A 23445-nucleotide genomic window follows, 5' to 3' on the forward strand; every position below is an offset into this window, starting at 1 on the left:
CGAATAACGACCGGAATCGACAACACACATGACTGACGAAGTACGCCCCGAGCCCCCGGCCCACGACCACGGGAACATCGACCAGGTCGACCTGAAGTTCGAGATGGAGCGCAGCTATCTCGACTACGCGATGGCCGTGATCGTCGGACGTGCCCTCCCCGACGTGCGCGACGGTCTGAAGCCGGTGCACCGCCGCGTGATCTACGGCATGTACGACGGTGGGTTCCGCCCCGACAAGTCGTTCTCGAAGTGCGCCCGTGTCGTGGGCGAGGTCATGGGTCAGTACCACCCCCACGGTGACTCGGCGATCTACGACGCCCTCGTTCGTCTCGTTCAGCCGTGGGCGCTGCGGTACCCGCTCGCGCTGGGTCAGGGAAACTTCGGATCTCCCGGCAACATGGGAGCCGCTGCTCCTCGATACACCGAGACGAAGATGGCTCCGCTCGCGCTCGAGATGGTGCGCGACATCGAAGAAGACACCGTCGACTTCCAGGACAACTACGACGGCCAGACCCAGGAGCCGACAGTCCTTCCGGCGCGGTTCCCGAACCTGCTCGTCAACGGCTCGGTCGGAATCGCCGTCGGCATGGCGACCAACATCCCCCCGCACAACCTGCGTGAGATCTCGGATGCCGCGCTCTGGGCGCTCGACAACCCCGGCCTTCCGCGTGAAGAGCTCCTCGACGGGCTGATCCAGCGCGTTCCCGGCCCTGACTTCCCGACCGGCGCTCAGATCCTGGGCACCAAGGGAATCCACGAGGCCTATCGCACCGGTCGCGGATCCATCACGATGCGCGCGGTCGTCAACGTCGAGGAGATCCAGGGCCGCACGTGCCTCGTGATCACCGAGCTGCCGTACCAGGTGAACCCCGACAACGTCGCGGTGAAGATCGGCGACCTCGTCCGTGACGGCAAGATCAGCGGCATCGCCGACATCCGCGACGAGTCCTCGGACCGCACGGGCCAGCGCCTCGTCGTCGTGCTCAAGCGCGATGCCGTCGCGAAGGTCGTGCTCAACAACCTCTACAAGCACACGCAGCTGCAGGAGAACTTCGGCGCGAACATGCTCGCGATCGTCGACGGCGTGCCGCGCACCCTGGCGCTCGACGGGTTCGTGACCTACTGGATCACCCACCAGCTCGAGGTCATCGTCCGCCGCACGCGCTTCCGCCTGGCGAAGGCCGAGCGTCGCATGCACATCCTGCGCGGCTACCTCAAGGCGCTCGACGCGCTCGACGAGGTCATCGCTCTGATCCGTCGTTCGGCCACGGTCGACGACGCCCGCGAGGGGCTGAAGAAGCTCCTCGAGATCGACGACGACCAGGCCCAGGCCATCCTCGACATGCAGCTCCGTCGCCTCGCGGCGCTCGAGCGGCAGAAGATCCTCGACGAGGCGGCCGAGCTCGAGCGGCTCATCGCCGAGTACCAGGCGATCCTCGCCGATGAGTCGCTGCAGCGCGACATCATCCGCGAAGAGCTCACGGGTATCGTCGATCGCTTCGGCGACGACCGTCGCACGCACATCCTGCACGGTTTCGACGGCGACGTCTCGATGGAAGACCTCATCGCCGAAGAGGAGATGGTCGTCACCATCACCCGGGCGGGGTACATCAAGCGCACCCGCAGCGACAACTACCGCTCGCAGCACCGCGGCGGCAAGGGCATCAAGGGCGCCCAGCTGCGGGCGGACGACATCGTCGAGCACTTCTTCGTGACGACGACCCACCACTGGCTGCTGTTCTTCACCGACAAGGGACGCGTCTACCGCGCGAAGACCTACGAGGTCCCCGAAGCCGGGCGGGACGCGAAGGGCACGCACGTCGCCAACCTGCTCGCGCTGCAGCCCGACGAGAACATCGCTCAGGTGCTCGACATCCGTGACTACGCGGTCGCCGACTACCTGGTGCTCGCGACGCGCGACGGTCTGGTCAAGAAGACGCGCCTCGACACGTATGACACCAACCGCCAGGGCGGCGTCATCGCGATCCGCCTGAACGACGAGGACGAACTGGTCTCGGCGCTCATGGTGAACGCCGAGGACGACATCCTCCTCATCAGCCGCCGGGGCATGTCCGTCAGGTTCAGCGCGACCGACGATGCGCTGCGACCGATGGGACGCGCCACCGCCGGGGTGAAGGGCATGAAGTTCCGCGAGGGCGACAGCCTGCTGTCGGCATCCGTCGCGGCTCCCGGTCAGTTCGTGTTCGTGGTGACCGACGGCGGCTACGCGAAGCGCACGGCGATCGAGGAATATCGCGTCCAGGGACGCGGTGGTTTCGGCATCAAGGTCGCCAAGCTCAACGACGATCGGGGCACTCTCGCGGGTGGTCTGATGGTCTCCTCCGACGACGAGGTCCTTGTGGTTCTGTCCAGCGGCAAGGTGGTACGCTCTGCCGTGGCCGAGGTGCCCGCCAAGGGCCGAGACACCATGGGAGTGGTGTTCGCACGGACGACGGAAGCCGACCGGATCCTCGCCATCGCCCGCAACGGCGAGCGGGGCCTCACCGAGGAAGACGAATCGGATGAGGCAGAGGTGGACTCCGAATCCACCGACACCGCCCCCGAGACGAACGAGAACCCTGAGGAAGCAGACGCATGAGCACAGTAGCCGAAAAGCTGGCGAAGAAGTCCACGCGCAAGACCGGCGGCAAGCAGGTGCGCCTGCGCCTCGTCTACGTCGACTTCTGGTCGGCCGTGAAGCTCTCGTTCCTCGGAGCGGTCGCACTCGCGATCGTCACCATGGTGTCGTTCTTCCTGATCTTCCTGGTTCTCCAGGCGACGGGTCTCCTCACTCAGGCTGACGAGATCGTCGGTGCGATCACCGACAACTCGGTGCGCATCTCCGAGGTCGCCGGGCTGCCGCAGGTGATGGCGTTCGCCGCCGTCGTCTCGATTCTGAACCTGATCGTGTTCACGGTGCTCGGCGCCGTCGTGGCCGGCATCTACAACGTCGCCGTGAAGGTGACGGGCGGTCTGCTCGTCGGCTTCATGTCGAACTGATCCTCCGGATTCGAAGAGGGGCGGATGCTTCGGCATCCGCCCCTCTTTCTGTGCTCCCGTGGAGTAGGGAAAACCCGAAGCCGGGTGTCTGGCTGGCTCGGTGTCGGCCTGATCGGCGCCGCCGTACCTTTGAACCATGACGACACACACTGCCACGCCGCAACCGGCGACGGCCACGAAGCCGCCGCTGCGCATCGTGCTCACGATCCTGCATCTCGCAGGGATCGGAGTCATCGGCGGCTTCATCTTCGCGACTCTCTCCGGACTTCTCGGCACCGGTCTCGGCCTGCTCTTCGCGGCCGGCGTCGGCATCGTTCTGCTCGTCGGATTCGTCTACGCCCTCTTCGGCGTGGGCTGGTTCGAGGTGGCGCGGGTCAGCGCCCTCTACCGCTCGCCGATCACACCGCTCAGGTGGCGCCCGCGCGATCGCCCCGGCTTCGTGGGCTGGCTGCGGTCGCTCGGACGTCAGGCCATCGACGGCCGCATGTGGCGGGCCCTCGCGAACTTCGCGATCACGGCCGTGCTCGGTTGGATCGTGCTGCGCCTCGCATTCGGTCTCGTATGGTCGATCACCATCTCGTTCGCGCCGCTCACCGGAGCGGATGCCGTGATGGGCCCGTTCGGCGGAGGCGGCATCGACCCGGCGTGGGCACCGCTCATCGGCATCCTCGGCATCGCAGCCTGCCTCGCCGGGATGATCGGCCTGGCATTGCTGAACCGGGTGCTCTCGCTCGCCATCGTGGTTCGCAGCCGTGAGGCAGAACTCACGGAGCGCGTGCGCACCAGCACCGCTCAGCGCGAGGGCGCGGTGCGCGCCGCAGACGTGGAGCGCACCCGCATCGAGCGGGATCTGCACGATGGGGTCCAGCCGCGTCTGGTGTCGGTCGGGATGACCCTGGGGCTCGCCCAGCAGAAGATCGACAACGATCCGGATGCCGCCAAGGAGCTCATCGCCGAGGCGCACACCTCGACGAAGGCCGCGATCACCGAGCTGCGACAGCTCGCCCGCGGCATCCATGCCTCCGTTCTCGACGACCGCGGGCTCGACGCGGCGCTGTCCGCCCTCGCGGGGCGATCCCACATCCCCGTGCACCTCGACGTGCGCATGGAGGGGCGCTGCAGCCGTGAGGCCGAGGCCGCCGTGTACTTCTCGATCGCCGAGTCGCTCACGAACGCCGCCAAGCACTCTCGTGCCAGCGAGGCGCGGGTCACTGTTCGTCTCCGTGACGGTGGGGTGCTCTGGGCTCGTGTCGAGGACAACGGCATGGGCGGCGCACAGGTGCAGCCCGGCGGTGGCCTCGACGGCATCGCGAACCGCATTCTCGCGGCCGGCGGAACCTTCCGCCTCGAGAGCCCCGTCGGCGGGCCGACCAGCCTGGAGGTGAATGTGCCATGCGCATCCTGATCTGCGAGGACTCGGTCCTGCTGCGCGAAGGACTCGTACGACTGCTCGAGGACGCCGGACACAGTGTGGTCGCGGCTCTGCCCGACACCGGCGGCCTCACCGAAGCCGTGATCGAGACCGACCCTGAGCTCTGCATCCTCGATGTGCGGCTTCCTCCGACATTCACCGACGAGGGAATCCGCGCGGCGCTCGGACTGCGCGACACGAACCCCGCGCTTCCGCTGCTCGTGCTCTCGCAGTACGTCGAGGAGCGCTACGCGTCCGACCTGATCGCCGCGCAGGGCGGGCCCCTGGGCTATCTGCTCAAGGACAGGGTCGCCGATGTCTCGGAGTTCCTCGCCTCGGTGCAGAGGATCTCGGAGGGCGCGACGGTGCTCGATCCGGAGGTCGTCGCCCAGCTGCTCACCCGCCGCAACCGCGACGACCGCATGCAGCGCCTCACAGAGCGCGAACGGACCGTGCTGGCGCTGATCGCCGAGGGCAAGTCGAATGGGGCCATAGCCGGCCTGCTCTTCCTCTCGGAGGCGAGCGTCGAGAAGCACATCACCGCGATCTTCCAGAAGCTGGGCTTCGAGCAGGGCGAGTCGGGCAACCGTCGCGTGCTGGCGGCCCTCGCACACATCGAGAACACGGGCGGCACGACGCCGACCGGACAGACAGGACTGGGACGATGACCACGAACAACGAAGACTTCCAGGGCGGGCACACCCCGCTCACTCCCCCGCCGGCATCCCCGCCCCAGGGGCAGGCGCCCGCGCCGGCGCCCGCCGCTGCGCCCGCACCGGCGCCCGCCGCTGCGCCCGCGCAGGCGTCTCCTGCCGATGCGGGACGCTCATCGGGAACGACGGCGATCATGATCGTGACCGCGATCGTCGGCGGGATCGCCCTCCTCGGTGCGGGTGGGTCCGCGGCCGTCGCAGCGACCGGCAGCATGATGGGGTCCACGCAGGGCAGCGACTCGGTGCTGACCGAGGATGCAGCCGGGATCGAGAGACTCGACCTCGACGTGGATGCCGGAAACATGCGCATCGAGTTCGGGGACGTCGATGAGGCCCGGCTGGCGGTCACCGACGCACGTGGACCCGCATGGACTCTCGAGCGCGAGGGCGATGACCTGGTCGTGCGGAGTCCGGAGTTCCGTTTCGGATGGTGGTTCGGCAGCTGGTTCGGCGACGACCAGTCGGCCGTGCTGACTCTCCCTGAAGATCTTCTCGATGCGCAGCTCGATGCCGACCTCACCCTCGATGCGGGCAGCCTCGATGTGGTCGGTGAGTTCGGCGCTCTCGATGTCACCGTCAACGCCGGTGCCCTCGATGTCGAGGGCGCGGCGCGCAGTCTCAGCATCGACATGAGCGCCGGCCGTGCGGATGCTCTGCTCGACGGCGTCGACGAGGCCGATCTCAGCGTCTCGGCAGGCGATCTGAACGTCGAGCTGACCGGACGGGCGCCGTCGCAGACGACGATCGATGTGAGCGCGGGGTCGGTGGACCTCACTGTTCCTGATGAGTCGTACTCGATCACTCAGGACGTCAGCGCCGGGTCACTCGACGCGAAGATCGACCAGTCCTCAGGCACCCGGAACGCGATCGATGTCACCCTTTCGGCGGGCAGCGTGACGATCCGCCCGGGACGCTGACCACGATCGAGGGCGAGGGCGCGCCGGTGCCCCGCCCTCGATTGGGTATTTCCACGAATCTCCGGTAAAGTTTCGGAGGTTGACGGGCCCATAGCTCAGGCGGTTAGAGCGCTTCACTGATAATGAAGAGGTCCCAGGTTCAAGTCCTGGTGGGCCCACTCCTCAACTCAATAGATTCCCTCACGGGGCCTTAGCTCAGTTGGTAGAGCGCCTGCTTTGCAAGCAGGATGTCAGGAGTTCGAATCTCCTAGGCTCCACACTGTGTTGAGACAGTTCGAGAAGGCCCCGCCATCGTGCGGGGCCTTCTCGTTTTCCGGTCTCCACAGGTGTTAACAACCCTGTTAACAACTCACGTGGCCCGCGCGACGCGGTGCTCTCCGAGTCCACAGATGTGGATCGATCTGTTGACAACTCGCCGGTCTCGAGACGGATCCGAGTGGCGGACGCCGTCGAGACGGGCCTTCGAAATCAGACTCGTCTCAGGAGAGACGTCAGTAATCAACCCCCCTTCACACTTCCGGTTCACGGGCGTAGCGTGCACGCATGGCTGACGGGGAGATGATGATCCAGACCGAGATCGTGTTCGACGGATCGAGCTTCCTGCTCTCCCAGGATCAGGATGTCGACGATCTGCGAGAACGCATCGAATCGGCGACGAGGACCTCCGGCACGTTCGTCGACCTGGTCGTGGTCGGAAACAGGGCCGTGAGCGTGCTCATCACCCCGAACACCCAGGTCAGGATCAGCGTCGCATCGGTGGCATACGACCCGCGTGACACCGGCGACGTCGACTTCCCCTACAGCGGGTACCACGACGAGCTCTGAAGCCCGGATGCGGCTGGATGCCCGTTCGGGATCAGAGCTTCGGTCCGCGCACCATCCGCACCGGACCACGAGCGTCGCGGATGCTCACTTCGTCACCCTTCTGCGTCACGACGATCTCCTCGCGGTCCGCGAGCACCGCGGCGACCCGCCGGACGTCCGCCATCACCGACCGCCACGACTCACCGCCGACCGCCCGCGCCACATCGCTCGGACAGATCGAGGACCCGTCCCGCTTGCGCGTGAGAGCGCGCATCGCAGCCGCGATCCTCTCGTCGAAGTCGTCGCCGACGCGATCCTCCCACCAGGGCGCCCCGCGTTCACCCAGCGCGGTCTTCGCATCGTGCACCCGGCGTCGTGCATCGGGATCCTGAGCCTTCACGGCACGGCGAGCAGCCATCAGCTCATCGACCAGCTCCTGACGGAACGTATCGGGGATCGACGGGTCGGTCGCTCGCCATCGTCGGCCGTCGATGATGACGTGATGCCCGTCGGCGGTGTGCTCTGGGTCACGCGCCTCGCCGTCGCGGGCGCTCGCATCGGATGCCATGGTCACAGTCTGGCCGCCCGGATCGCGCCCACAAAGGGGCTTGACCGGTCGCGAACCCAGCGACCCGACAGACCGGTTCAGACCCCGGTGAGCCCGTGGCGCGCGGTGTTCAGGCGCTCGCACCCGTCAGCCGTCACGACGACGATGTCTTCGATGCGCGCACCCCACTCGCCCGCGAAGTAGATGCCGGGTTCGATGCTGAAGGCCATGCCCTCGCGCAGCACGAGGTCGTTGCCGGGCGCGATGTAGGGCTCCTCGTGCACCGAGACGCCGATGCCGTGACCGGTGCGGTGCAGGAAGGCCTCTGCGAACCCTGCCTCAGCGAGCACCGACCGTGCGGCGGCGTCAACCTCCTCGGCCGTCGCCCCGGGGTGCACGGCGTCGACGGCGGCCTGCTGAGCGCGGACGAGCACCGCGATGCGATCGGCGGCCTCAGGGTCGGGAGTGCCGACCACGTAGGTGCGGGTGCTGTCGGAGTTGTAGCCGCTCGGCACTGCTCCACCGATGTCGACGACCACGATCTCTCCGTCGCCGATCACGCGATCGGACACCTCGTGATGCGGGTCGGCGCCGTTGGGGCCGGAGCCGACGATCACGAACTCGACGGTGCGGTGTCCCTCGGCGACGATGGCCTCGGCGATGTCGGCCGCCACTTCGCGCTCGGTGCGACCCGCGCGAAGCCACTCGGGCACGCGGCGGTGCACGGCGTCGATCGCGGAGCCGGCTCGCCGCAGCTCGGCGACCTCTTCGGCATCCTTGATCATGCGCCCCTCGCGCAGCACCGGTGTAGCGAGCTCGACGCGCACGTCGATCCGATCGGCCAAGGGGATCACGTGCAGGGCCGGCAGAGCGTCGGAGACGCCCACCCTCGAGACGGTGCCGAGCGCCGCGGCCACGAGGTCGTAGGGGTTCTCGCCGTCGACCCAGTCGGAGACCGCGAGTCCGAGCTCGCCCACGGCGGTGGTCCTGACCTTCGCGAGCTCCATACGCGGCACGATGATCGTGGGTGCCAGTCCCGGCCCGAGCACGAGTGCCGTGAGTCGTTCGATCGTGTCGCCCTCGACGCCGACCAGGTACTGCAGATCGGGGCCAGGCCCGACGACTATCCCGTCGAGACCGACGCCGGCGGCGAGAGACGCGGCGCGGTCGAGTCGAGCGGAATACACGGAGGCGGGGAACGGCAGTGTGCTCACGGCATCCACGCTACTGCTCGGGCCCAGGGTCAGGGAACGGCGACTCAGCTGACGGCGAGGCGGATGCGCTCGGTGAGCACCTTGCGGTTCGCAGCGGTGAGTTCGAGCAGCGCGTAGGCGGTCGGCCACATCGTGCCGTCGTCGAGGTTCGAGATGGGCTCGAACCCGAACGTCCCATAGCGGACCTTGAACTTGCTCGCCGGCTGGAAGAAGCAGAGGACCTTGCCGTCCTTGCCCCACGCCGGCATGCCGTAGTACGTGCGCGGCATCAGCTCGGGGGCCACCTCGGTGACCAGTGCATGGAGGGCCAGCGACAGCTCGCGATCCTTGTCGTCCGGCAGCTTCGCCACGGCCGCTTCGAGATCTGCCACTCCCTCGGCGCGCACCTCTTCCGGGCTCTTCTTCGCCCGAGACCTCGACTTGCGCTTGTCGGCCGCGGCCTCCTTCATGGCCTCGCGTTCCTCAGCGCTGAAGTTCTTCTCGTTGTCAGCCATGACAGGTTCCTTTCTCGGCGTGATCTGCGGTGAACCTCACACTACGGATGCCGCGGGTCGCTGTGCTTCTCGATTCCTGATCGATCTCGCGATCGGGGATCCGAATCCGGGCCTGCGATCGTGGTGACGGCGTTCCGTGCTGCACAGGCAGCGTCATCTGACGGGATCAGAGGTGTCGGTCGCCGTCGCCGCCAGTAGTGTGAGGGCATGGACATGCGGGTCGCGGCATACGCGGTCGTCACCGATGACGACGGACGCATACTTCTGGCGCGCTGGATCGAAGGGCGACGGGTCGCGTGGACGATGCCCGGTGGTGGTCTCGAGGCCGGTGAGGCACCCGAGGACGCCGTCCGGCGGGAGCTCCGCGAGGAGACCGGCTATGCGGTCAAGGTGGGCGAGCTGCTCGGCATCCACTCGAGGGTCATTCCCGCCAGCCAGAGAGTGAACCAGTCGGATCAGCCGCTGCACACGCTGCGCATCGTGTACCGGGCATCGGTGACGGGAGGCAAGCTGACCTTCGAGGCCGACGGCTCCACCGACATGGCGGAGTGGTTTCCTCTCAAGTCGGTGAAGGAACTGCAGCGAGTGAAGCTGGTCGACATCGCACTGCGGATGGCGGGCATCCTCTGACTCAGTCTCGAGCCTCTTCGGGAACCGAGATGTCGGCCACTGTCGCGCCGTAGGCGGCGATGAGGTCGTCAGCATCGACGAACAGGCTGTACCCGTGAGCACCGGCGCCCATCGCGATGCGCTGGCCGACGATCGACTCATCGGCGAAGACAGGCCAATCGGTGGTGCTGCCGATCGGGACGATTGTTCCGCGTTCGTAGCCGGTCGCCGCGAGCGCGAGATCCGGTTCAGGCAGGCGGAGCTTGTTCACACCGACGACTGCACGCAGCTTCGGCCACGAGATCGACCTGCCGCCGGGAACCAGCGCGAACAGGTACGTGTCGTCAGAGCGCTTGACCACGAGGGTCTTGACGATGCCGGAGGGCAGGATGCCGAGCAGCTCAGCCGCCTCGAAGAGGCTTCGGGCGGCGGTCCGCTCGCGGATCTCGATATCGAGTCCACGTGCGGCAGCCGCATCCCGCACCCGAGCATGGAGATCCCCCGGCTCAGTGGCCGGGGGCTCCGATGTCGAGGTCACGCGTCAGGTGCGGAGAGCGGGTCGTCTGCGACCCAGAGCTCGTCGTCCGCGCGCAGGGCCTGCCAGGCGGCGTAGAGAACACCGGCTGCCGCGGCGACGCCGAGGATCAGCGCGATGATCGAGCCGACGCCCGGACCCTTGGGCTCGGGCTTGGTGGCCTTGCGCACCTTGCGCACGACACCCTCGCGCTTGGCGTTGGCCACGTCCCACGCGGTGAGCGCGGTTCCGACGACTCCGCCGACGATCGGGACGACCTTGTCATCCACGACGTGGTGGCCGAAGCGGACGCCACGGTCGACGACCGGGGCGAGGCGACGGTTGTAGGTGTCCTGCACGACAGGACCGACCTGCTCGCGGCCGAAGTGGCCGAGCTGGCGTCCGGCCTCACGGGCGACGTCGGCGGCGTGGCCGACCAGGACCTGCTGGTTCTCCCAGAGCTGGTTGGCGTCGTTCTGAAGACGACGCAGCTCCTTCTTCCGCTTGCGGCTGATGCTCACGATGCTCTCCTGTCGATTGGAGTACGGATTCCCCATCTTGCCACGCGACCCCGGATGGGGCGAGGGAATCGCCGAACCCTTGCGTCGGAGGGCGATCAGCGCTAGACGCGGGCCAACTCATGGGAAGCTCTGCGAGAATGGACGCATGGCTCACGCTTCTCATGTCGCAACCCTGCACACCAACCACGGTGACATCGTCATCAACCTCTTCGGCGACCACGCCCCGAAGACGGTCAAGAACTTCGTCGGCCTGGCCGACGGCACCCAGGAGTGGACGCACCCCGCCACCGGCAAGCCGGGCGAGGGCGCTCTCTACAAGGATGTCGTCTTCCACCGCATCATCCCGAACTTCATGATCCAGGGCGGCGACCCGCTCGGACAGGGCGTCGGCGGCCCCGGTTACAACTTCGACGACGAGATCAACATGGAGCTCAACTTCAACGAGCCCTACATCCTCGCCATGGCGAACGCGGGTCTGCGTCGCAACGCCATCACCGGCAAGCCCGAGGGCACCAACGGTTCGCAGTTCTTCATCACGACCGACCCCACCCCCTGGCTCCAGGGCAAGCACACGATCTTCGGCGAGGTCGCCGATGACGCCTCCAAGGCTGTCGTCGACGCGATCGCCGCCGTGCCGACCGCCGCGGGCGACCGCCCGATCGAGCCGGTCGTGCTGCAGTCGATCGACATCGTCGCGGCCTGACGCCGACGCTGGCCGATCCGGATGACCACGCCTGAGTTCGCGGACAACCGCGAGAACTTCTGCTACCGGCATCCGGATCGGCAGAGCTTCGTGCTCTGCCAGCGGTGCCTGCGCACCATCTGCCCCGAGTGCCAGACGCAGGCGCCGGTCGGGGTGATCTGCCCCGAATGCATGGCAGCAGAGCGCAAGAACCGCACTCCCGCCCAGAAGCGGGCCGAACGCCGGTGGGGCGGGCGTGGCACCGCACTCGCTTCGAGGAGCAGCGGCAAGCCGGTCGTCACCTACGCGCTGCTCGCGGTGACGTCTTTCATAGGACTCCTTCAACTGATCCCCGGGATGGGCCAGGCGATCACCGGTCAGCTGCTCTTCGCAGCCGGGTATCTGTATCCGGACCTGTCGCTCATGCCGTTCGAGCCCTGGCGACTTCTCACAGCCGTCTTCGTGCACGGCGGGTTCCTGCATCTCGCCCTCAACATGCTCGCTCTGTGGATGCTGGGGCAGAGTCTCGAACCGATGCTGGGTCGGGTCCGCTTCCTCGCGTTGTATCTGATCAGCGGCCTCGGCGGATCCGTCGCCGTCGCACTGCTCGCGCCCGAGACCGCCACAGTCGGCGCCTCCGGAGCGATCTTCGGCCTGATGGCCGCGCTGCTCATCATCGGCAGGCACATCGGTGCGAACGTGACGGGGATCCTCGTGATCCTCGGCATCAACTTCGTCGTCGGGTTCGTGTTCTCCCAGAACATCGCCTGGCAGGCACATCTCGGTGGGGCGATCGTCGGCGCGCTCGTGGCATTCATCCTCACCAGAACCCGACGACGGGAGCAGCGCACTCTGCAGATAGTGCTGCTCGCCGCGGTCGTCGTCGCCCTGATCCTGATCGTCGCCCTGTTGGTACCTTTCCTGATCACGACGGTTTACTCCTGATCAAGAGTTGTTAACAGGGTTGTTAACCGATGTGAATAACATGGGTGTAATTCTCCCCAGGGTGGGGATAACCTGTGGATAACTCGCTGACGGCGAAGCCGGTCACGAACGAAAGAGGCCCCTCTCGCCGCAGCGAGAGGGGCCTCTTCGAAGACGAGGGTCGGCGTCAGCGCCAGCGTGTGGTCATCAGGAAGCCGATGAGGGCGATGCCCAGGCCGATCGCGAGGTTCCAGTTGTCGAGCCCCGGAATCGGGAACTGCATGCCCGAGATGTAGAACACGAGAATCCACACCAGACCCAGAAGCATGAAGCCGACCATCACCGGCTTGAACCACACGGCGTTGGGTGCGGCTTCGCCTTCGCTGCGCGGGGCTTCGGGTTCTTCGATCTTGCGGTCGCGTGCCATTCCCACAGTGTACCCAAGAGTGTCATATCGCGCGGAAAGCGGCATCCGAGAGCCTGCGTACAGGTCTGCCGGATAGGATCTGGCCATGACTGCATCCGTCGTCTCGGGGGAGCGACGCGCACGCCGGCGTCGCCCACGATCGCGCGCGACCTTCACGAGTGTCCTCGGTGAGCTGCTGCTCACCGGTGGGGTGCTCGTGCTTCTGTTCGTCGCGTGGCAGATGTGGATCGGCGACATCATCATCGCCGCGCAGAAGAACGACGAGGGCGCGGCCATGTCGCAGACGCTCGCCGAGGCTCCGGCGCCCGAACCGCCGCCTCTGGTCGAGGGGGAGGACGGCAAGACCTACTACGAGCCCGTGATCCCTGCCGCACCGGCGGACGCGCAGTGGTTCGCACAGATGCATGTCCCGCGCTTCGGTGCCGAGTACAACGTCGGGATCTACGGCGGCACCAGCCGCGCGCGCACCCTCGACGACCTCGGAATCGGCGTCTACACCGACTCGAAGATGCCCGGCGAGGTCGGCAACTTCGCGATGGCCGGACACCGCACCACCTGGGGCAAGCCGTTCAACCAGCTCGACAAGCTCCAGGTCGGCGATGCGATCGTCGTCGAGACACCCGACGGGTGGTTCACCTACCGCTTCCGGACCCTGGAGTACGTCAAGCCGACTCAGACCGACGTGCTGCTGGATGTGCCGCAGATGCCCGGCGTCGAGACGGGCGAGAAGTACATCACCCTGACCGCCTGCTCCCCGCTCTATTCACTGGCCGAGCGCATCGTCGCCTACGGGGTGTTCGAAGGCTTCCAACCGCGCGCCGAAGGCCCGCCCACAGCGCTCACCGACCCACCGCCTCCGCCGGCAGCGCCGTCGATCTAGCCGAACGGAACGAGACGTAATCATGTATGCCGCACTCTGGCGCCTGCTGCCCGGTCCGTGGTGGCTGAAGCTCTTCATCCTTCTGGTGCTCATCGCCGCAGTGCTCTACGGACTGTTCTGGTTCGTGTTCCCCTGGGTGAGTCCCCTGATCACTCCGGGCGAGGTCGATCTCGAATGATCCGCGTGCTCGTCGTGGACAACCACGACAGCTTCGTGCACACCCTCGTCGGCTACCTGCGTGAGCTGGGCGCCGACGTCACCCTGATCGAAGCGGATGCCGTTGAGGTGTCGCAGCTCGAAGGGATTCTTCCCGATTTCGACGCGTTGCTCCTGTCGCCCGGTCCGGGGGCTCCCGCTGACGCCGGGGTCTCGATCGATGCTGTGCGCCTGGCCGCGCGGGTGCGGATGCCGCTTCTCGGCGTCTGCCTCGGGCACCAGGTGATCGGGGCCGCGTTCGGCACGGCCGTGTCGGAGGCGCCCGAGCTGATGCACGGCATGGTGTCGCGCGTCACGCATGACGGGTCGGCTCTCTTCGCCGGCATCCCCTCGCCGTTCGACGCGGGCAGGTATCACTCTCTCGCTCTGGCGGAGTCCGAGCTGCCGGACGATGTCGTCGTCACTGCCCGCACCGACAGCGGCACCGTGATGGCTCTGGCGCATACCCGGCTGCCGATCCTCGGGGTGCAGTTCCACCCCGAGAGCGTGCTCACCGAAGGCGGCTACCGTCTGCTCGCCAACTGGCTCGCGCTCTGCGGCGACTCAGACGCCGTCGCGTTGTCGTCGAACCTGCATCCGCTGTCGGGGACCGACCTTCGTGCGGCTCAGCCGGCGGCGACGCAGTAGCGCAGTTCGACCGTCGAGCCGATCGCGACATCGCCGGGTGCGGCCGACATCGACGACACGGTCGGAGGCTCCGTCGGAGTGCAGTCGATCAGTTCGACCGGGCTCGGAGTGAGTCCGATGCGTTCGAGCTCGGCCTGCGCGGCGTCCATCGTCCATCCCGTGACGTCGGTGAGGGTGACTCGACCGCTGGCGACCACGAGGTTCACGACGGTCTGCGGTGCGACCTCGCTCTCCGCGGCCTCGCTGGCCTCCATCACCGTCTCGGCCGCCAGGCCCTTGTCGTTGCGCTGGATCACCGTGCCGAGCTCGAGACCGGCTGCTGCGAGGGCGTCCTTGGCGGCGGTCAGCGACAGACCCTCGAGGATCGGCACCACCACGGTCTCCTTGCCGGACGACACGTAGACGGTGACGGAATCTCCCTCGCTGACGGCGGTGCCGCTCTCCGGATCGGTGCGGGTGACATTGCCCTCGACGATGTCGTTGCTCGACTCGAGCACGAGCTTGGCCGTCAGATCGAGCTTGCCGAGGTCGTCCTGAGCGCGCTCGGACGACACGTTGACGAGGTCCGGCACGACGCGAGCGCTCGACGGCACGTCATCCGGCCGCATGCTGAGCGTCCACACCCAGAACAGCACGGACGCCAGCAGCACCGCGAGCAGTGCGACGCCTGCCCAGATCCACGCGACGGGAGGACCCGACTGCGTGCGAGCCATCGTCGTGTCGGTGCTCAGCTGACGCAGCGATCGGGCGGTCTCCTGCGCGGCGCGCGGACTCGGACCATACAGCTCGCTCGTGAGCGCGCCGAGTTCCTTGCGGCTCGGCGCATGACCGGAGACCGCAGAGTCGAGCGCGGCGCGGAAGTGCGCAGCATCCGGGTACCGCTGGTACGGGTCCTTCGCGAGCGCTCGGAGGACGATCGGATCGAGCGCGCCGGGGGAGTCCTCGTTCACCTCGGTCGGAGGGACCGGGGTCTCGCTCACATGCTGGTACGCGACCGCGACCGGCGATTCGCCGCGGAACGGCTGACGCCCGGTGAGCAGCTCATAGAGCACGACACCGGTGGAGTAGAGGTCCGCCCTGGCGTCGACAGGCTCGCCCTTGGCCTGCTCGGGCGAGAAATATGCGGCTGTGCCGATGATCTGCGTGGTCTCGGCGACGGTCGACGACGAGTCGGACACGGCTCGGGCGATGCCGAAGTCCATGACCTTGACCTGGCCCTTGTCGGTCACCATGACATTGCCCGGCTTGATGTCGCGATGCACGACGCCCGCGCGGTGCGAGTAGTCGAGCGCCTCGAGGATGCCGTCGACGTAGCGCACGGCGTCTTCGACAGGCACCGGGCCCTTCGCGATGATGTCCTTCAGCAGGGTCCCGCTGATCAGCTCCATGATGATGTACGGAGGTTCGTCGGTGCTGCTGTCGGTGGTCGAGGGGTCGCCGGCGTCGTAGACCCGGACGATCGACGGGTGCGACATGCGAGACGCCGACTGCGCCTCGAGACGGAAGCGCGTGCGGAACGCGTTGTCCCGAGCGAGTTCGGGGTCGAGGATCTTGATCGCCACCGCACGACCGAGGGTCAGGTCGTACCCGCGGTACACCTTCGCCATGCCGCCGTGCCCGATGAGCTCGTCTACGCGGTAGCGCCCCGCGAGAACTCGTGGCTCTGTCGACACGTACTGACCCCCTGATACGACCTTGTGGATGCTCTAGCCTATGGCGAGAGCGAGTTATTCGCCTGAGTCGCCGCCGTCTGTGTCGCCCTCACCGGGATCCGGTGCGGCCGGCAGGATGGCGACGCCCGGCATGGCATCCGACTGCTCGGACGGCATGTCGCTTCCGCAGAACACGCGGAACGTGGCGGTGATCGTCTGTCCGGCCGTGCCGGGGATGATCTGCGTCGAGAGGATGCTCGGTCCGAAGCTGCGGATGGACTCACCCGAGTTGCCGCCCGAGAAGGTCGCGTTGGTGAGCGTCACTTCGAAGGCCGATCGCGCCGGAGTGCCGGAGGGGCACTCGAAGCTCGGCCAGTTGAGCGTCACAGGAACGCCCTCGGTGGCGGTGCCGGCGATGGTCGGGGTGCCCGAGGGCTTGCCCACCTTCACCTGCTCCTTGAACGTGGTCAGCGTGATGACCGTGCCTTCGGGCACGTTTCCACCGGGCTGGACGGATTCGACCGTTCCGACCTGATTCGCGTTCGGAGCGATGGTGTTGCCCACCGTGCACTCGGCCTGCAGCCCGGCGTTGACCGCCGCGGCCTGCGCTGCCTCGCACTGCATTCCGACGAGGCCGAGCGCGTCGACGTCGACCAGCTCGGGCTCGGGCGTCTCGGTCTCGGTCGGCGTCGGCTTGGGCGTCTGGGATGTCGTCTCCGACTGGGTCGGCTCAGGTTCGGGGTCACCCTGGTTCATCAGCGCGAACACGGTTCCGCCGAGCACGATGACCAGGAGGGCGATGAGAGCGATGAGCGGCCACGTCCAGGGGCTCCGCTTCTTCTTCTTTCCCTCTGCCTCCTCGGCGGCCTGCTCGCCGGTGGGCAGCTGAGCCGTCGTGGGGAGGATGCGCGTCGTGCCGTCGTCACCCGACGCCGTGAGCAGCCGGGTGGCGTCATCCGATGCCACCCCGCCGGTCGCGATGGCGGGCACGGCGATCGCCGCGGAGTTCAGGTCTCCTCGGCGCAGCGCCTGTGCGGCGCGAGCCACGGTCGCCGAAGACGAGGGCCGGTCGGCCGGCTTCTTGGCGATCATCGCCATGACGAGGTTCTGCACGGGGATCGGCACGGTCGGCGGCAGCGGCGGAGGCTGCTCGTTGATCTGCGCCATCGCGATCGCGACCTGCGACTCGCCCGTGAAGGGGCGCTTGCCTGCGAGGCACTCGTACGCGACGATGCCGAGCGAGTACGTGTCGGTCGCAGGAGACGCCGGGTGTCCCGAGGCCTGCTCCGGCGAGAGGTACTGCACGGTGCCCATGACCTGACCGGTGGCCGTCAGCGGCACCTGGTCGGCGATGCGGGCGATGCCGAAGTCGGTGATCTTGACGCGGCCGTCCGGGGTGATCAGCAGGTTTCCGGGCTTGATGTCGCGGTGCACCAGACCGGCCGCGTGGGCGGCCTGCAGAGCGGATGCCGTCTGCGCGACGATGTCGAGGGTCTTGTCGGCGCTCAACGCGCCGTCGCGCTCGAGCACGGTCGAGAGCGCCTCGCCGGGCACGAGCTCCATGACGAGGTAGGCGCTACCGTTCTCCTCGCCGTAGTCGAAGACGCTCGCGATGCCCTCGTGGTTGACGAGTGCGGCATGGCGCGCCTCAGCGCGGAACCGCTCGAGGAACCCGGGGTCCCCCATGTACTCGTCCTTGAGGATCTTGATGGCCACGGTGCGGCCGATGACGTGATCCGTCGCCTCCCACACCTCGCCCATGCCGCCGATCGCAATACGCGACTGCAGCTCGTAGCGACCACCGAACGACACACCCTGCGTCGGTCTCATCTGCCCAGCACCGCCTCTATGACCTTCTTTGCAATCGGAGCGGCGATGGTGTCGCCGGATCCTGACTGCCCTTGTCCGCCGCCGTCTTCGACGAGGACCGCTACTGCCACTTCCGGGTCGTCCGCCGGCGCGAAACCGGTGAACCACAACGTGTAGGGCTTGTTACCGTTTTCGGTCGTGCCTGTCTTTCCAGCCACATCGACCCCGTCTATTCTTGCACCCTGCGCAGCGCCGTTTGAGACGCTCGCGACCATCGACGCCGTGACCTGATCGGCGATCGTCGCATCGGTCGTCTGACCGAACTGGGTGTCGTCGTACGAACGGATGACCGAGAGGTCGTTGCCGATCACCGTGTCTACCAGACGGGGGTTCATCACGACGCCGTCGTTCGCGATGCCGGCAGCCACCATCGCGATCTGCAGCGGCGTCGCGGTGACCTGTCCCTGGCCGAATCCGGTGAGGGCGGTCTGCGCGTCGTCGAGGGCACGCGGGTAGCTCGACGGAGTCGATTCGAGGGGCGTCGAGAAGCTCCGGTTGAACCCGAACTTCTCCGCCATCTCGCGGATCGCGTCATCGCCGAGCTCGACGGCGAGCTCGGCCATCGGGATGTTGCAGCTCAGGCGGATGGCTTCGGAGATCGTCACGGTGTCTCCACTGCCGCACGTGCCGCCCCAGGCGTTCGCGACCGTGTTCGTCGAGCCGGGCAGCTGGTAGCGGGCCGGGTTCGGGAGCGTCGAGTCGGGTGTCCAGTTGCCCGACGCGTAGGCCGCGGCCGCCACGACGAGCTTGAACGTCGAGCCGGGAGGGTTGAGGTCGCCGGCGATCGCCCGGTTCGAGAGGGGCTTCGTGGGGTCTTCGTCGAGCTGATCGTAGGTCGCGTTCGCGGCATCCGCGTCGTGCGTCGCGAGCTGGTTGGTGTCGAACCCGGGGGTCGACACCAGTGCGAGGATGCGCCCGGTCTTCGGCTCGATCGCGACGACGGCGCCGTTGAGTCCCTGCAGGCCCTCGTAGGCCGCTCGCTGCGCGGCGGTGTCGAGAGTCAGCTCGACGCTGAATCCGCTCTGCGGCTGGCCCGAGAGGATGCGCTCGATCTCGGCGAAGAATGCGTTCGAGCCGGTGCCGGAGAGGTCGGAGTTCATCGCCCGCTCGATCCCGGTCGCCGACTGCAGCGCGGGGTTGAAGTACCCGGTGACGGGCGCCCACATCGCGGCATCGGTGTAGGTGCGCTGGAACTGGTAGCGGTCGTCCGACGGCGTCGAGGATGCGATGGCGACGTCGTCGACGATGATCGATCCTCGCTGGATCTCATAGCTGTCGAGCAGAGTGCGCCTGTTGTTCGGGTTCTGCGCCAGAGAATCGGCCTCGACGACCTGGATCCAGCTGGTTGCGGCGAACAGCGACAGGAACATGAACAGCATCACGATGCTGAGACGGCGGAGCTCTTTGGTCATGTCAGCCGATCACCGCCCGGGGTTGGCTGCGGACGCCGTCGGAGATGCGCAGCAGGATCGCGACGATGAGCCAGTTGGCCACGAGCGACGAGCCGCCGGCGGCGAGGAACGGGGTGGTCAGACCGGTGAGGGGGATGAGCCGGGTCACACCGCCGACCATGATGAACACCTGCAGTGCGATGGTGAACGAGAGGCCGATGGCGAGCAGCTTGCCGAAGTCGTCCTGCCCCGCGAGCCCGATGCGCACGCCGCGGCTGACGAACACCATGTAGAGGCAGAGGATGGCGAACAGACCGATCAGGCCGATCTCCTCACCGAGGCTGGTGATGATGTAGTCGCTGTGCGCGAGCGGGGTCACCTCGGGGCGACCCTGACCCCATCCGGTGCCGAGCAGCCCGCCGTGCGCGAGTCCGAAGAGCCCCTGCATGGGCTGGAATCCGGCGACGTCCGGGTCGACCTTTTCCGAGTCGAAGAGGAACAGCCAGTTCGTGAATCGGCCCTGCACATAGCTGAGGATCTGCGTGGCGACCGCGACTCCGGCCGCGACGAGGCCGAGGCCGATGAGCACCCAGCTGGTCTTGCCGGTGGCGACGTAGAGCATCGCGACGAACATGCCGAAGATGAGGGTTCCGGTGCCGAGGTCGCGCTGGATCACGATGATGCCCAGCGAGATCGCCCACACGACGAGTACGGGCCCGAGCTCGCGCATGCGCGGCCAGGTGATGCCGAGGAACTTCGTGCCCACCGACGTGAGGCTCTCGCGGGTGCGCACCAGGTAGCCGGCGAAGAAGATGGCGAGGCAGATCTTGGCGAGCTCGCCCGGCTGGAACGCGAACATGCCGCCGAGCGACACCCACACCTGGGCGTTCGCGTCGGGGATGCGCAGGCCGGGCACGAACGGCAGCAGCAGGAGCAGGATGCCGGAGAGGCCGAAGATGTAGGTGTAGCGGAACAGCACCCGGTAGTTGCGCAGCATGATCACGACGGTGATCGCACCGGCGAGGGAGATCGCGGTCCACGCGAGCTGCTTCGTCGAGTAGGCGTTCCACCCGGTCAGCGACTCGGCGATGTCGATGCGATAGATCATCGCGATGCCGAGTCCGGTCAGCAGTGTGGCGATCGGAAGCACGAACGGGTCGGCATCGGATGCCACGGCCCGCAGCACGAAGTGGACCGCGAACGCCAGCACGGCGAGTCCACCGCCGATCGCGAGGATCATCGGGTCGATCAGACCGAGCGCGCCGAGCTGCACGAGCGTGAGGGAGGCACCGCTGATCGCGACGGCGAACAGCAGGAGCCAGAACTCGCGGTTGCGCTGCGTTTGCGGCATCCGCATCTTCTTGAGGGCCTTGATGACGCTCGTGTCGGCCGTGACGTCGGTGCTCATCCCGCATCCTCCGTCGGCGTCTCAGTGGGCATGGGCGTGGGCAGGGGAGTCTCGCCGATCACGCGGTCGGCTCCGGCCTGGAGTCGCGTGACGATCGCCTCGGCGTCCGAGAACGATCGAGCGGTGATGGTGCGTTCGACGGAATCGCGCTGATACGGCGGCAGGTTCGCGAGCAGGATGTCGGTGTCGCGCAGCGGCGTCGACAGCGTGATCGGGCCGATGTTCTGCTGCACGCCCTGATAGATCACGACGCTGTCCTCGTCGGCGCCGACGAAGTAGCGCGTCTGGGTCCAGCTGTAGGCGGCGAAGGCGGCGAACACGAGCATCGCGACGACCACCAGCATCCCGGCGATCCAGCCGAGGCGGCGGCGCTTGGCGCGGCGACGGTCTTCTTCGATGAGCTCCTCGAGGTACTCGGGGGCCGGCTCGAAGTGGCTGGGGTCGTTCGCTGCCTGTCGAACAGGGTGCAGCCAGTTGCCGCGCGGTGCGCGGACGGGCGGCACGGTGATGTTGGCGGGGTTCGACGCGGACCCGACGATCGTCGCGGTGCCGGAGTGCATGGCGTGCTGGCCGCCGACCTCGACAAGGACGATCGTCACGTTGTCGGGTGCGCCGCCGTCGAGCGCCTGCTTCAGCAGATTGTCGGCCGTGCGCCCGGGCGCCATGCCCATGCGCATCGCCTTCAGGATGTGCGCCTCGTCGACGACCCCCGAGAGCCCGTCGGAGCACAGCAGCCAGCGGTCGCCCGGCTGGGTGTGCATCACGAACATGTCGAGCTCGGGATCGGCGTCCATGTCGCTGAGCACGCGCATGAGGACCGACCGGCGCGGGTGATAGCGCGCCTCTTCGGGAGTGATGCGACCCGAATCGACGAGTCGCTGCACGAAGGTGTGGTCGGCGGTGATCTGGGTGACCGCATCGTCGCGATAGAGGTAGATGCGCGAGTCGCCGATGTGGCCGATGACCGCGTAGTCGTCGACCATGATGATCGCGCTGAGCGTGGTTCCGAGGCCGGCGAGTTCCGGGCGATCCTTGGCGGCGCGGATCAGGTCGCCCGCTGCGGTGGTGGCTGCGGCCTGCAGGGAGGCCTGCGCGTCTTCGACCGACGTGTAGGGCTGATCGAGCGGCTCGAGGCGGTGGATCGCGATGCTCGAGGCGACGTCGCCGCCCGCGTGGCCGCCCATGCCGTCGGCGACGACGAACAGATTCGCTCCGGAGTATCCGGAGTCCTGGTTGTTGGAGCGGACCTTCCCGGTGTGGGAGATCGCGGCGCTCGAGCCTTCGAAGACCATGCCGGGGTCAGGCTCGCAGCTCGAAGGTCGTGGCGCCCACCTTGATCGGGGTGCCGAGGGCGAGGCCGACCGGGCCGCCGGTCACCCGCTGACCGGCGACGTACGTGCCGTTGGTCGAGTCGAGGTCCTGGATGGCCCAGCTGTCGCCTCGGAGCAGCAGGCGCGCGTGGTGGCTGGAGGTGTAGTCGTCGCGGATCACGAGAGCCGACTCGCTCGAGCGGCCGATCGTCAGCGTCTCAGAGCCGAGGGGGAGTTCGAGCCCCGCCTTCGGCCCGGAGGTGATCACGAGTCGCTTGGCCGTCGCCACCGTCGCGGGGCCGGTGCTGGGCTTCGACGAGGCGGAGCGAGGCGCCGGGGCCGACGCGGGTGCCTGCGCCGGGGCGGGCATGGCGGCAGCGGCTTCGGCGGGGAGCTTGCGCACCTTCATGCCGAACAGGTCGGCGCGCAGCGAGTAGACGACTCCGAACACGAAGAACCACAGGATCAGCAGGAAGCCGACGCGCAGCAGGAGCAGGACGAGCTCGCTGGGAGTGCTCACGAGATGGCTCCGAACGCGCGGGTCGCGTCGTCGTCGCGCGGCCGCGGCGGGCGTGACGGAGTGGCGACGGGAACGATGCGGAACACCAGGTCGGTGCGTCCGATGGTCATGGTGGTCTCGGAGGGCAGCGCCGCTTCGCGCACCTTCTGACCGTCGACCTTGGTGCCGTTGGTCGAGCCGAGGTCGCGCATCATGGCCCGCTCGCCGTCCCAGAGGACCTCGACGTGCTTGCGGCTGGATCCGGCGTCGGCGATCGTGATGTCGGCATCCGTCCCCCGGCCGATGACCGTGCGCGCGCGGGTGAGAGAGTGGCGACGGCCGTCGACGTCGATCACGGCCTGCCAGTTGACGCGACCCTCGACCGTGCCCGAGCTGGCGTTGATCGTGCCGGTGGCGATCTTGTCGTCGCCTTCGAGCGAGATCGAGAGCGGGCCGGAGAAGCTGTAGCCCTGCGCCTTCGCGTGCTTGGAGAGGAGCGCGTGGAGCTCATCGGTGAGGGCGCCGCCGAGGCCCTGCATCCGCTCGGCGTCGTCGGTGCTGAGGCGCACGACGAAGTTGTTGGGCGCGATGATGCGGTCCCTGCTCACCACAGCCGCTTTGGTGTCCGCTTCGCGCCGAAGCGCCGAAGCGATCTCCACGGGCTGGATGCCGCTGCGGAAGGTCTTCGCGAAGGCGCTGTTCACAGCGCGCTCGAGACCCTTCTCAAAGCTGTCAAGTAGTCCCACTGGGCTCCTCTGGCATACCGACCGGTACGGACATCGTAGCCAGGTGTGCTGAGTGAAAGCCCTCGCGGAG

The 23445-nt window shown here is 67.4% G+C and carries 25 protein-coding genes and 2 tRNA genes; 14 read left to right on the plus strand and 13 right to left on the minus strand.

Annotated features, from left to right (window positions below; all coding sequences use genetic code 11):
- The first annotated feature begins 28 nt into the window (after positions 1-28).
- The 8 genes from gyrA to ACZ0AA_RS13690 all read left to right on the plus strand — a co-directional run bounded on the left by gyrA (position 29) and on the right by ACZ0AA_RS13690 (position 6866).
- Positions 29-2599 (plus strand): DNA gyrase subunit A, encoded by a 2571-nt coding sequence (gene gyrA, locus ACZ0AA_RS13655; RefSeq protein ID WP_463513240.1) that lies wholly within the window; start codon positions 29-31, stop codon positions 2597-2599.
- Positions 2596-3000, plus strand: a complete 405-nt coding sequence (locus ACZ0AA_RS13660) for a DUF3566 domain-containing protein (RefSeq protein WP_400863370.1) — start codon at positions 2596-2598, stop codon at positions 2998-3000. The genes gyrA and ACZ0AA_RS13660 overlap by 4 nt, the downstream gene beginning before the upstream one ends.
- Before the next feature lie 136 nt (positions 3001-3136).
- Positions 3137-4405 carry a sensor histidine kinase gene (locus ACZ0AA_RS13665; RefSeq protein ID WP_463513241.1) on the plus strand — a complete coding sequence of 423 codons (1269 nt, stop codon included), beginning with the start codon at positions 3137-3139 and terminating at the stop codon, positions 4403-4405.
- A complete protein-coding gene (locus ACZ0AA_RS13670) occupies positions 4393-5079 on the plus strand; it encodes a LuxR C-terminal-related transcriptional regulator (RefSeq protein WP_400863366.1) in 687 nt (228 codons plus the stop codon). Before ACZ0AA_RS13665 ends, ACZ0AA_RS13670 begins: the two co-directional genes overlap by 13 nt.
- Positions 5076-6041: a DUF4097 family beta strand repeat-containing protein gene (locus ACZ0AA_RS13675; RefSeq protein ID WP_463513242.1), complete on the plus strand. Its 966-nt coding sequence runs from the start codon at positions 5076-5078 to the stop codon at positions 6039-6041. The genes ACZ0AA_RS13670 and ACZ0AA_RS13675 overlap by 4 nt, the downstream gene beginning before the upstream one ends.
- 84 nt (positions 6042-6125) lie before the next feature.
- Positions 6126-6199: transfer RNA gene (locus tag ACZ0AA_RS13680), tRNA-Ile, on the plus strand.
- 26 nt (positions 6200-6225) lie between these two features.
- Positions 6226-6298, plus strand: a tRNA-Ala gene (locus ACZ0AA_RS13685).
- A gap of 286 nt (positions 6299-6584) precedes the next feature.
- Positions 6585-6866 (plus strand): hypothetical protein, encoded by a 282-nt coding sequence (locus ACZ0AA_RS13690; RefSeq protein ID WP_400863364.1) that lies wholly within the window; start codon positions 6585-6587, stop codon positions 6864-6866.
- A 31-nt stretch (positions 6867-6897) separates the two neighbouring features.
- Here the strand turns inward: ACZ0AA_RS13690 and ACZ0AA_RS13695 are convergent, their stop codons facing one another.
- The 3 genes from ACZ0AA_RS13695 to ACZ0AA_RS13705 form a co-directional block, all read right to left on the minus strand.
- Positions 6898-7413, minus strand: coding sequence for a DUF3253 domain-containing protein (locus tag ACZ0AA_RS13695; protein WP_400863362.1), 516 nt, complete (start codon positions 7411-7413; stop codon positions 6898-6900).
- 77 nt (positions 7414-7490) lie between these two features.
- Entirely contained in the window at positions 7491-8606 is a 1116-nt protein-coding gene (locus ACZ0AA_RS13700; RefSeq protein ID WP_463513243.1) for a M24 family metallopeptidase, read from the minus strand.
- 44 nt (positions 8607-8650) lie between these two features.
- Positions 8651-9100 (minus strand): hypothetical protein, encoded by a 450-nt coding sequence (locus tag ACZ0AA_RS13705; protein ID WP_463513244.1) that lies wholly within the window; start codon positions 9098-9100, stop codon positions 8651-8653.
- 207 nt (positions 9101-9307) lie between these two features.
- Here ACZ0AA_RS13705 and ACZ0AA_RS13710 point away from each other — a divergent pair, with 207 nt between their 5' ends.
- Positions 9308-9730, plus strand: coding sequence for an NUDIX hydrolase (locus tag ACZ0AA_RS13710; RefSeq protein WP_463513245.1), 423 nt, complete (start codon positions 9308-9310; stop codon positions 9728-9730).
- A 1-nt stretch (position 9731) separates the two neighbouring features.
- Here the strand turns inward: ACZ0AA_RS13710 and ACZ0AA_RS13715 are convergent, their stop codons facing one another.
- Positions 9732-10193 (minus strand): aminoacyl-tRNA deacylase, encoded by a 462-nt coding sequence (locus ACZ0AA_RS13715; protein WP_463513846.1) that lies wholly within the window; start codon positions 10191-10193, stop codon positions 9732-9734.
- Positions 10194-10243: 50 nt separating this feature from the next.
- Positions 10244-10744, minus strand: coding sequence for a DNA helicase (locus tag ACZ0AA_RS13720; protein ID WP_400863354.1), 501 nt, complete (start codon positions 10742-10744; stop codon positions 10244-10246).
- Positions 10745-10889: 145 nt separating this feature from the next.
- Between ACZ0AA_RS13720 and ACZ0AA_RS13725 the strand changes: the two genes are divergently transcribed.
- Positions 10890-11447: a peptidylprolyl isomerase gene (locus tag ACZ0AA_RS13725; protein ID WP_215171201.1), complete on the plus strand. Its 558-nt coding sequence runs from the start codon at positions 10890-10892 to the stop codon at positions 11445-11447.
- Between the two features lie 21 nt (positions 11448-11468).
- Positions 11469-12371 carry a rhomboid family intramembrane serine protease gene (locus ACZ0AA_RS13730; RefSeq protein WP_463513246.1) on the plus strand — a complete coding sequence of 301 codons (903 nt, stop codon included), beginning with the start codon at positions 11469-11471 and terminating at the stop codon, positions 12369-12371.
- A gap of 166 nt (positions 12372-12537) precedes the next feature.
- Here the strand turns inward: ACZ0AA_RS13730 and ACZ0AA_RS13735 are convergent, their stop codons facing one another.
- Positions 12538-12777 carry a cell division protein CrgA gene (locus tag ACZ0AA_RS13735; RefSeq protein ID WP_400863350.1) on the minus strand — a complete coding sequence of 80 codons (240 nt, stop codon included), beginning with the start codon at positions 12775-12777 and terminating at the stop codon, positions 12538-12540.
- Between the two features lie 85 nt (positions 12778-12862).
- On the opposite strand from ACZ0AA_RS13735, the gene ACZ0AA_RS13740 reads away from it, so the two are divergent.
- Genes ACZ0AA_RS13740 through ACZ0AA_RS13750 form a run of 3 tightly spaced genes read left to right on the plus strand, consistent with a single transcriptional unit; the run spans position 12863 to position 14500 of the window.
- Complete coding sequence (locus tag ACZ0AA_RS13740; RefSeq protein WP_400863348.1) at positions 12863-13657, plus strand: class E sortase; 795 nt, start codon at positions 12863-12865, stop codon at positions 13655-13657.
- Positions 13658-13679: 22 nt separating this feature from the next.
- The gene (locus ACZ0AA_RS13745; protein WP_463513247.1) at positions 13680-13835 is read left to right on the plus strand and encodes a hypothetical protein; all 156 of its coding nucleotides are present in this window, start codon (positions 13680-13682) and stop codon (positions 13833-13835) included.
- The gene (locus tag ACZ0AA_RS13750; RefSeq protein ID WP_463513248.1) at positions 13832-14500 is read left to right on the plus strand and encodes an anthranilate synthase component II; all 669 of its coding nucleotides are present in this window, start codon (positions 13832-13834) and stop codon (positions 14498-14500) included. Before ACZ0AA_RS13745 ends, ACZ0AA_RS13750 begins: the two co-directional genes overlap by 4 nt.
- On the opposite strand, the gene pknB is transcribed toward ACZ0AA_RS13750, so the two are convergent.
- Genes pknB through ACZ0AA_RS13785 form a run of 7 tightly spaced genes read right to left on the minus strand, consistent with a single transcriptional unit; the run spans position 14479 to position 23375 of the window.
- On the minus strand, positions 14479-16173 hold the full coding sequence (gene pknB / locus ACZ0AA_RS13755) for a Stk1 family PASTA domain-containing Ser/Thr kinase (protein WP_400863342.1): 1695 nt from the start codon (positions 16171-16173) through the stop codon (positions 14479-14481). The two genes, ACZ0AA_RS13750 and pknB, sit on opposite strands and share 22 nt — an antisense overlap.
- Before the next feature lie 54 nt (positions 16174-16227).
- The gene (locus ACZ0AA_RS13760) at positions 16228-17982 is read right to left on the minus strand and encodes a protein kinase domain-containing protein (protein WP_463513249.1); all 1755 of its coding nucleotides are present in this window, start codon (positions 17980-17982) and stop codon (positions 16228-16230) included.
- Positions 17979-19433, minus strand: coding sequence for a peptidoglycan D,D-transpeptidase FtsI family protein (locus ACZ0AA_RS13765; RefSeq protein ID WP_463513250.1), 1455 nt, complete (start codon positions 19431-19433; stop codon positions 17979-17981). The genes ACZ0AA_RS13760 and ACZ0AA_RS13765 overlap by 4 nt, the downstream gene beginning before the upstream one ends.
- A gap of 1 nt (position 19434) precedes the next feature.
- On the minus strand, positions 19435-20820 hold the full coding sequence (locus ACZ0AA_RS13770) for an FtsW/RodA/SpoVE family cell cycle protein (protein WP_400863338.1): 1386 nt from the start codon (positions 20818-20820) through the stop codon (positions 19435-19437).
- Positions 20817-22112, minus strand: a complete 1296-nt coding sequence (locus ACZ0AA_RS13775) for a PP2C family protein-serine/threonine phosphatase (protein ID WP_400863337.1) — start codon at positions 22110-22112, stop codon at positions 20817-20819. The genes ACZ0AA_RS13770 and ACZ0AA_RS13775 overlap by 4 nt, the downstream gene beginning before the upstream one ends.
- A 7-nt stretch (positions 22113-22119) precedes the next feature.
- Complete coding sequence (locus tag ACZ0AA_RS13780) at positions 22120-22650, minus strand: FHA domain-containing protein FhaB/FipA (RefSeq protein ID WP_400863335.1); 531 nt, start codon at positions 22648-22650, stop codon at positions 22120-22122.
- Complete coding sequence (locus ACZ0AA_RS13785) at positions 22647-23375, minus strand: FhaA domain-containing protein (RefSeq protein WP_463513251.1); 729 nt, start codon at positions 23373-23375, stop codon at positions 22647-22649. The genes ACZ0AA_RS13780 and ACZ0AA_RS13785 overlap by 4 nt, the downstream gene beginning before the upstream one ends.
- Positions 23376-23445: the final 70 nt, after the last annotated feature.

It is taken from the genome of Microbacterium sp. AC035, assembly GCF_979258485.1.

Excerpts from the sequence above, each read along its gene's own strand:
- ACZ0AA_RS13710 (WP_463513245.1), top strand. The coding sequence starts at position 9,308 with ATGGACATGCGGGTCGCGGCATACGCGGTCGTCACCGATGACGACGGA.
- ACZ0AA_RS13740 (WP_400863348.1), top strand. The coding sequence starts at position 12,863 with ATGACTGCATCCGTCGTCTCGGGGGAGCGACGCGCACGCCGGCGTCGC.
- ACZ0AA_RS13660 (WP_400863370.1), top strand. The coding sequence starts at position 2,596 with ATGAGCACAGTAGCCGAAAAGCTGGCGAAGAAGTCCACGCGCAAGACC.
- ACZ0AA_RS13775 (WP_400863337.1), bottom strand. The coding sequence starts at position 22,112 with ATGGTCTTCGAAGGCTCGAGCGCCGCGATCTCCCACACCGGGAAGGTC.
- ACZ0AA_RS13725 (WP_215171201.1), top strand. The coding sequence starts at position 10,890 with ATGGCTCACGCTTCTCATGTCGCAACCCTGCACACCAACCACGGTGAC.
- ACZ0AA_RS13760 (WP_463513249.1), bottom strand. The coding sequence starts at position 17,982 with ATGAGACCGACGCAGGGTGTGTCGTTCGGTGGTCGCTACGAGCTGCAG.
- ACZ0AA_RS13765 (WP_463513250.1), bottom strand. The coding sequence starts at position 19,433 with ATGACCAAAGAGCTCCGCCGTCTCAGCATCGTGATGCTGTTCATGTTC.
- ACZ0AA_RS13665 (WP_463513241.1), top strand. The coding sequence starts at position 3,137 with ATGACGACACACACTGCCACGCCGCAACCGGCGACGGCCACGAAGCCG.
- ACZ0AA_RS13770 (WP_400863338.1), bottom strand. The coding sequence starts at position 20,820 with ATGAGCACCGACGTCACGGCCGACACGAGCGTCATCAAGGCCCTCAAG.
- ACZ0AA_RS13705 (WP_463513244.1), bottom strand. The coding sequence starts at position 9,100 with ATGGCTGACAACGAGAAGAACTTCAGCGCTGAGGAACGCGAGGCCATG.
- ACZ0AA_RS13730 (WP_463513246.1), top strand. The coding sequence starts at position 11,469 with ATGACCACGCCTGAGTTCGCGGACAACCGCGAGAACTTCTGCTACCGG.
- ACZ0AA_RS13695 (WP_400863362.1), bottom strand. The coding sequence starts at position 7,413 with ATGGCATCCGATGCGAGCGCCCGCGACGGCGAGGCGCGTGACCCAGAG.
- ACZ0AA_RS13690 (WP_400863364.1), top strand. The coding sequence starts at position 6,585 with ATGGCTGACGGGGAGATGATGATCCAGACCGAGATCGTGTTCGACGGA.
- gyrA (WP_463513240.1), top strand. The coding sequence starts at position 29 with ATGACTGACGAAGTACGCCCCGAGCCCCCGGCCCACGACCACGGGAAC.
- ACZ0AA_RS13745 (WP_463513247.1), top strand. The coding sequence starts at position 13,680 with ATGTATGCCGCACTCTGGCGCCTGCTGCCCGGTCCGTGGTGGCTGAAG.
- ACZ0AA_RS13670 (WP_400863366.1), top strand. The coding sequence starts at position 4,393 with ATGCGCATCCTGATCTGCGAGGACTCGGTCCTGCTGCGCGAAGGACTC.
- ACZ0AA_RS13675 (WP_463513242.1), top strand. The coding sequence starts at position 5,076 with ATGACCACGAACAACGAAGACTTCCAGGGCGGGCACACCCCGCTCACT.
- ACZ0AA_RS13735 (WP_400863350.1), bottom strand. The coding sequence starts at position 12,777 with ATGGCACGCGACCGCAAGATCGAAGAACCCGAAGCCCCGCGCAGCGAA.
- ACZ0AA_RS13750 (WP_463513248.1), top strand. The coding sequence starts at position 13,832 with ATGATCCGCGTGCTCGTCGTGGACAACCACGACAGCTTCGTGCACACC.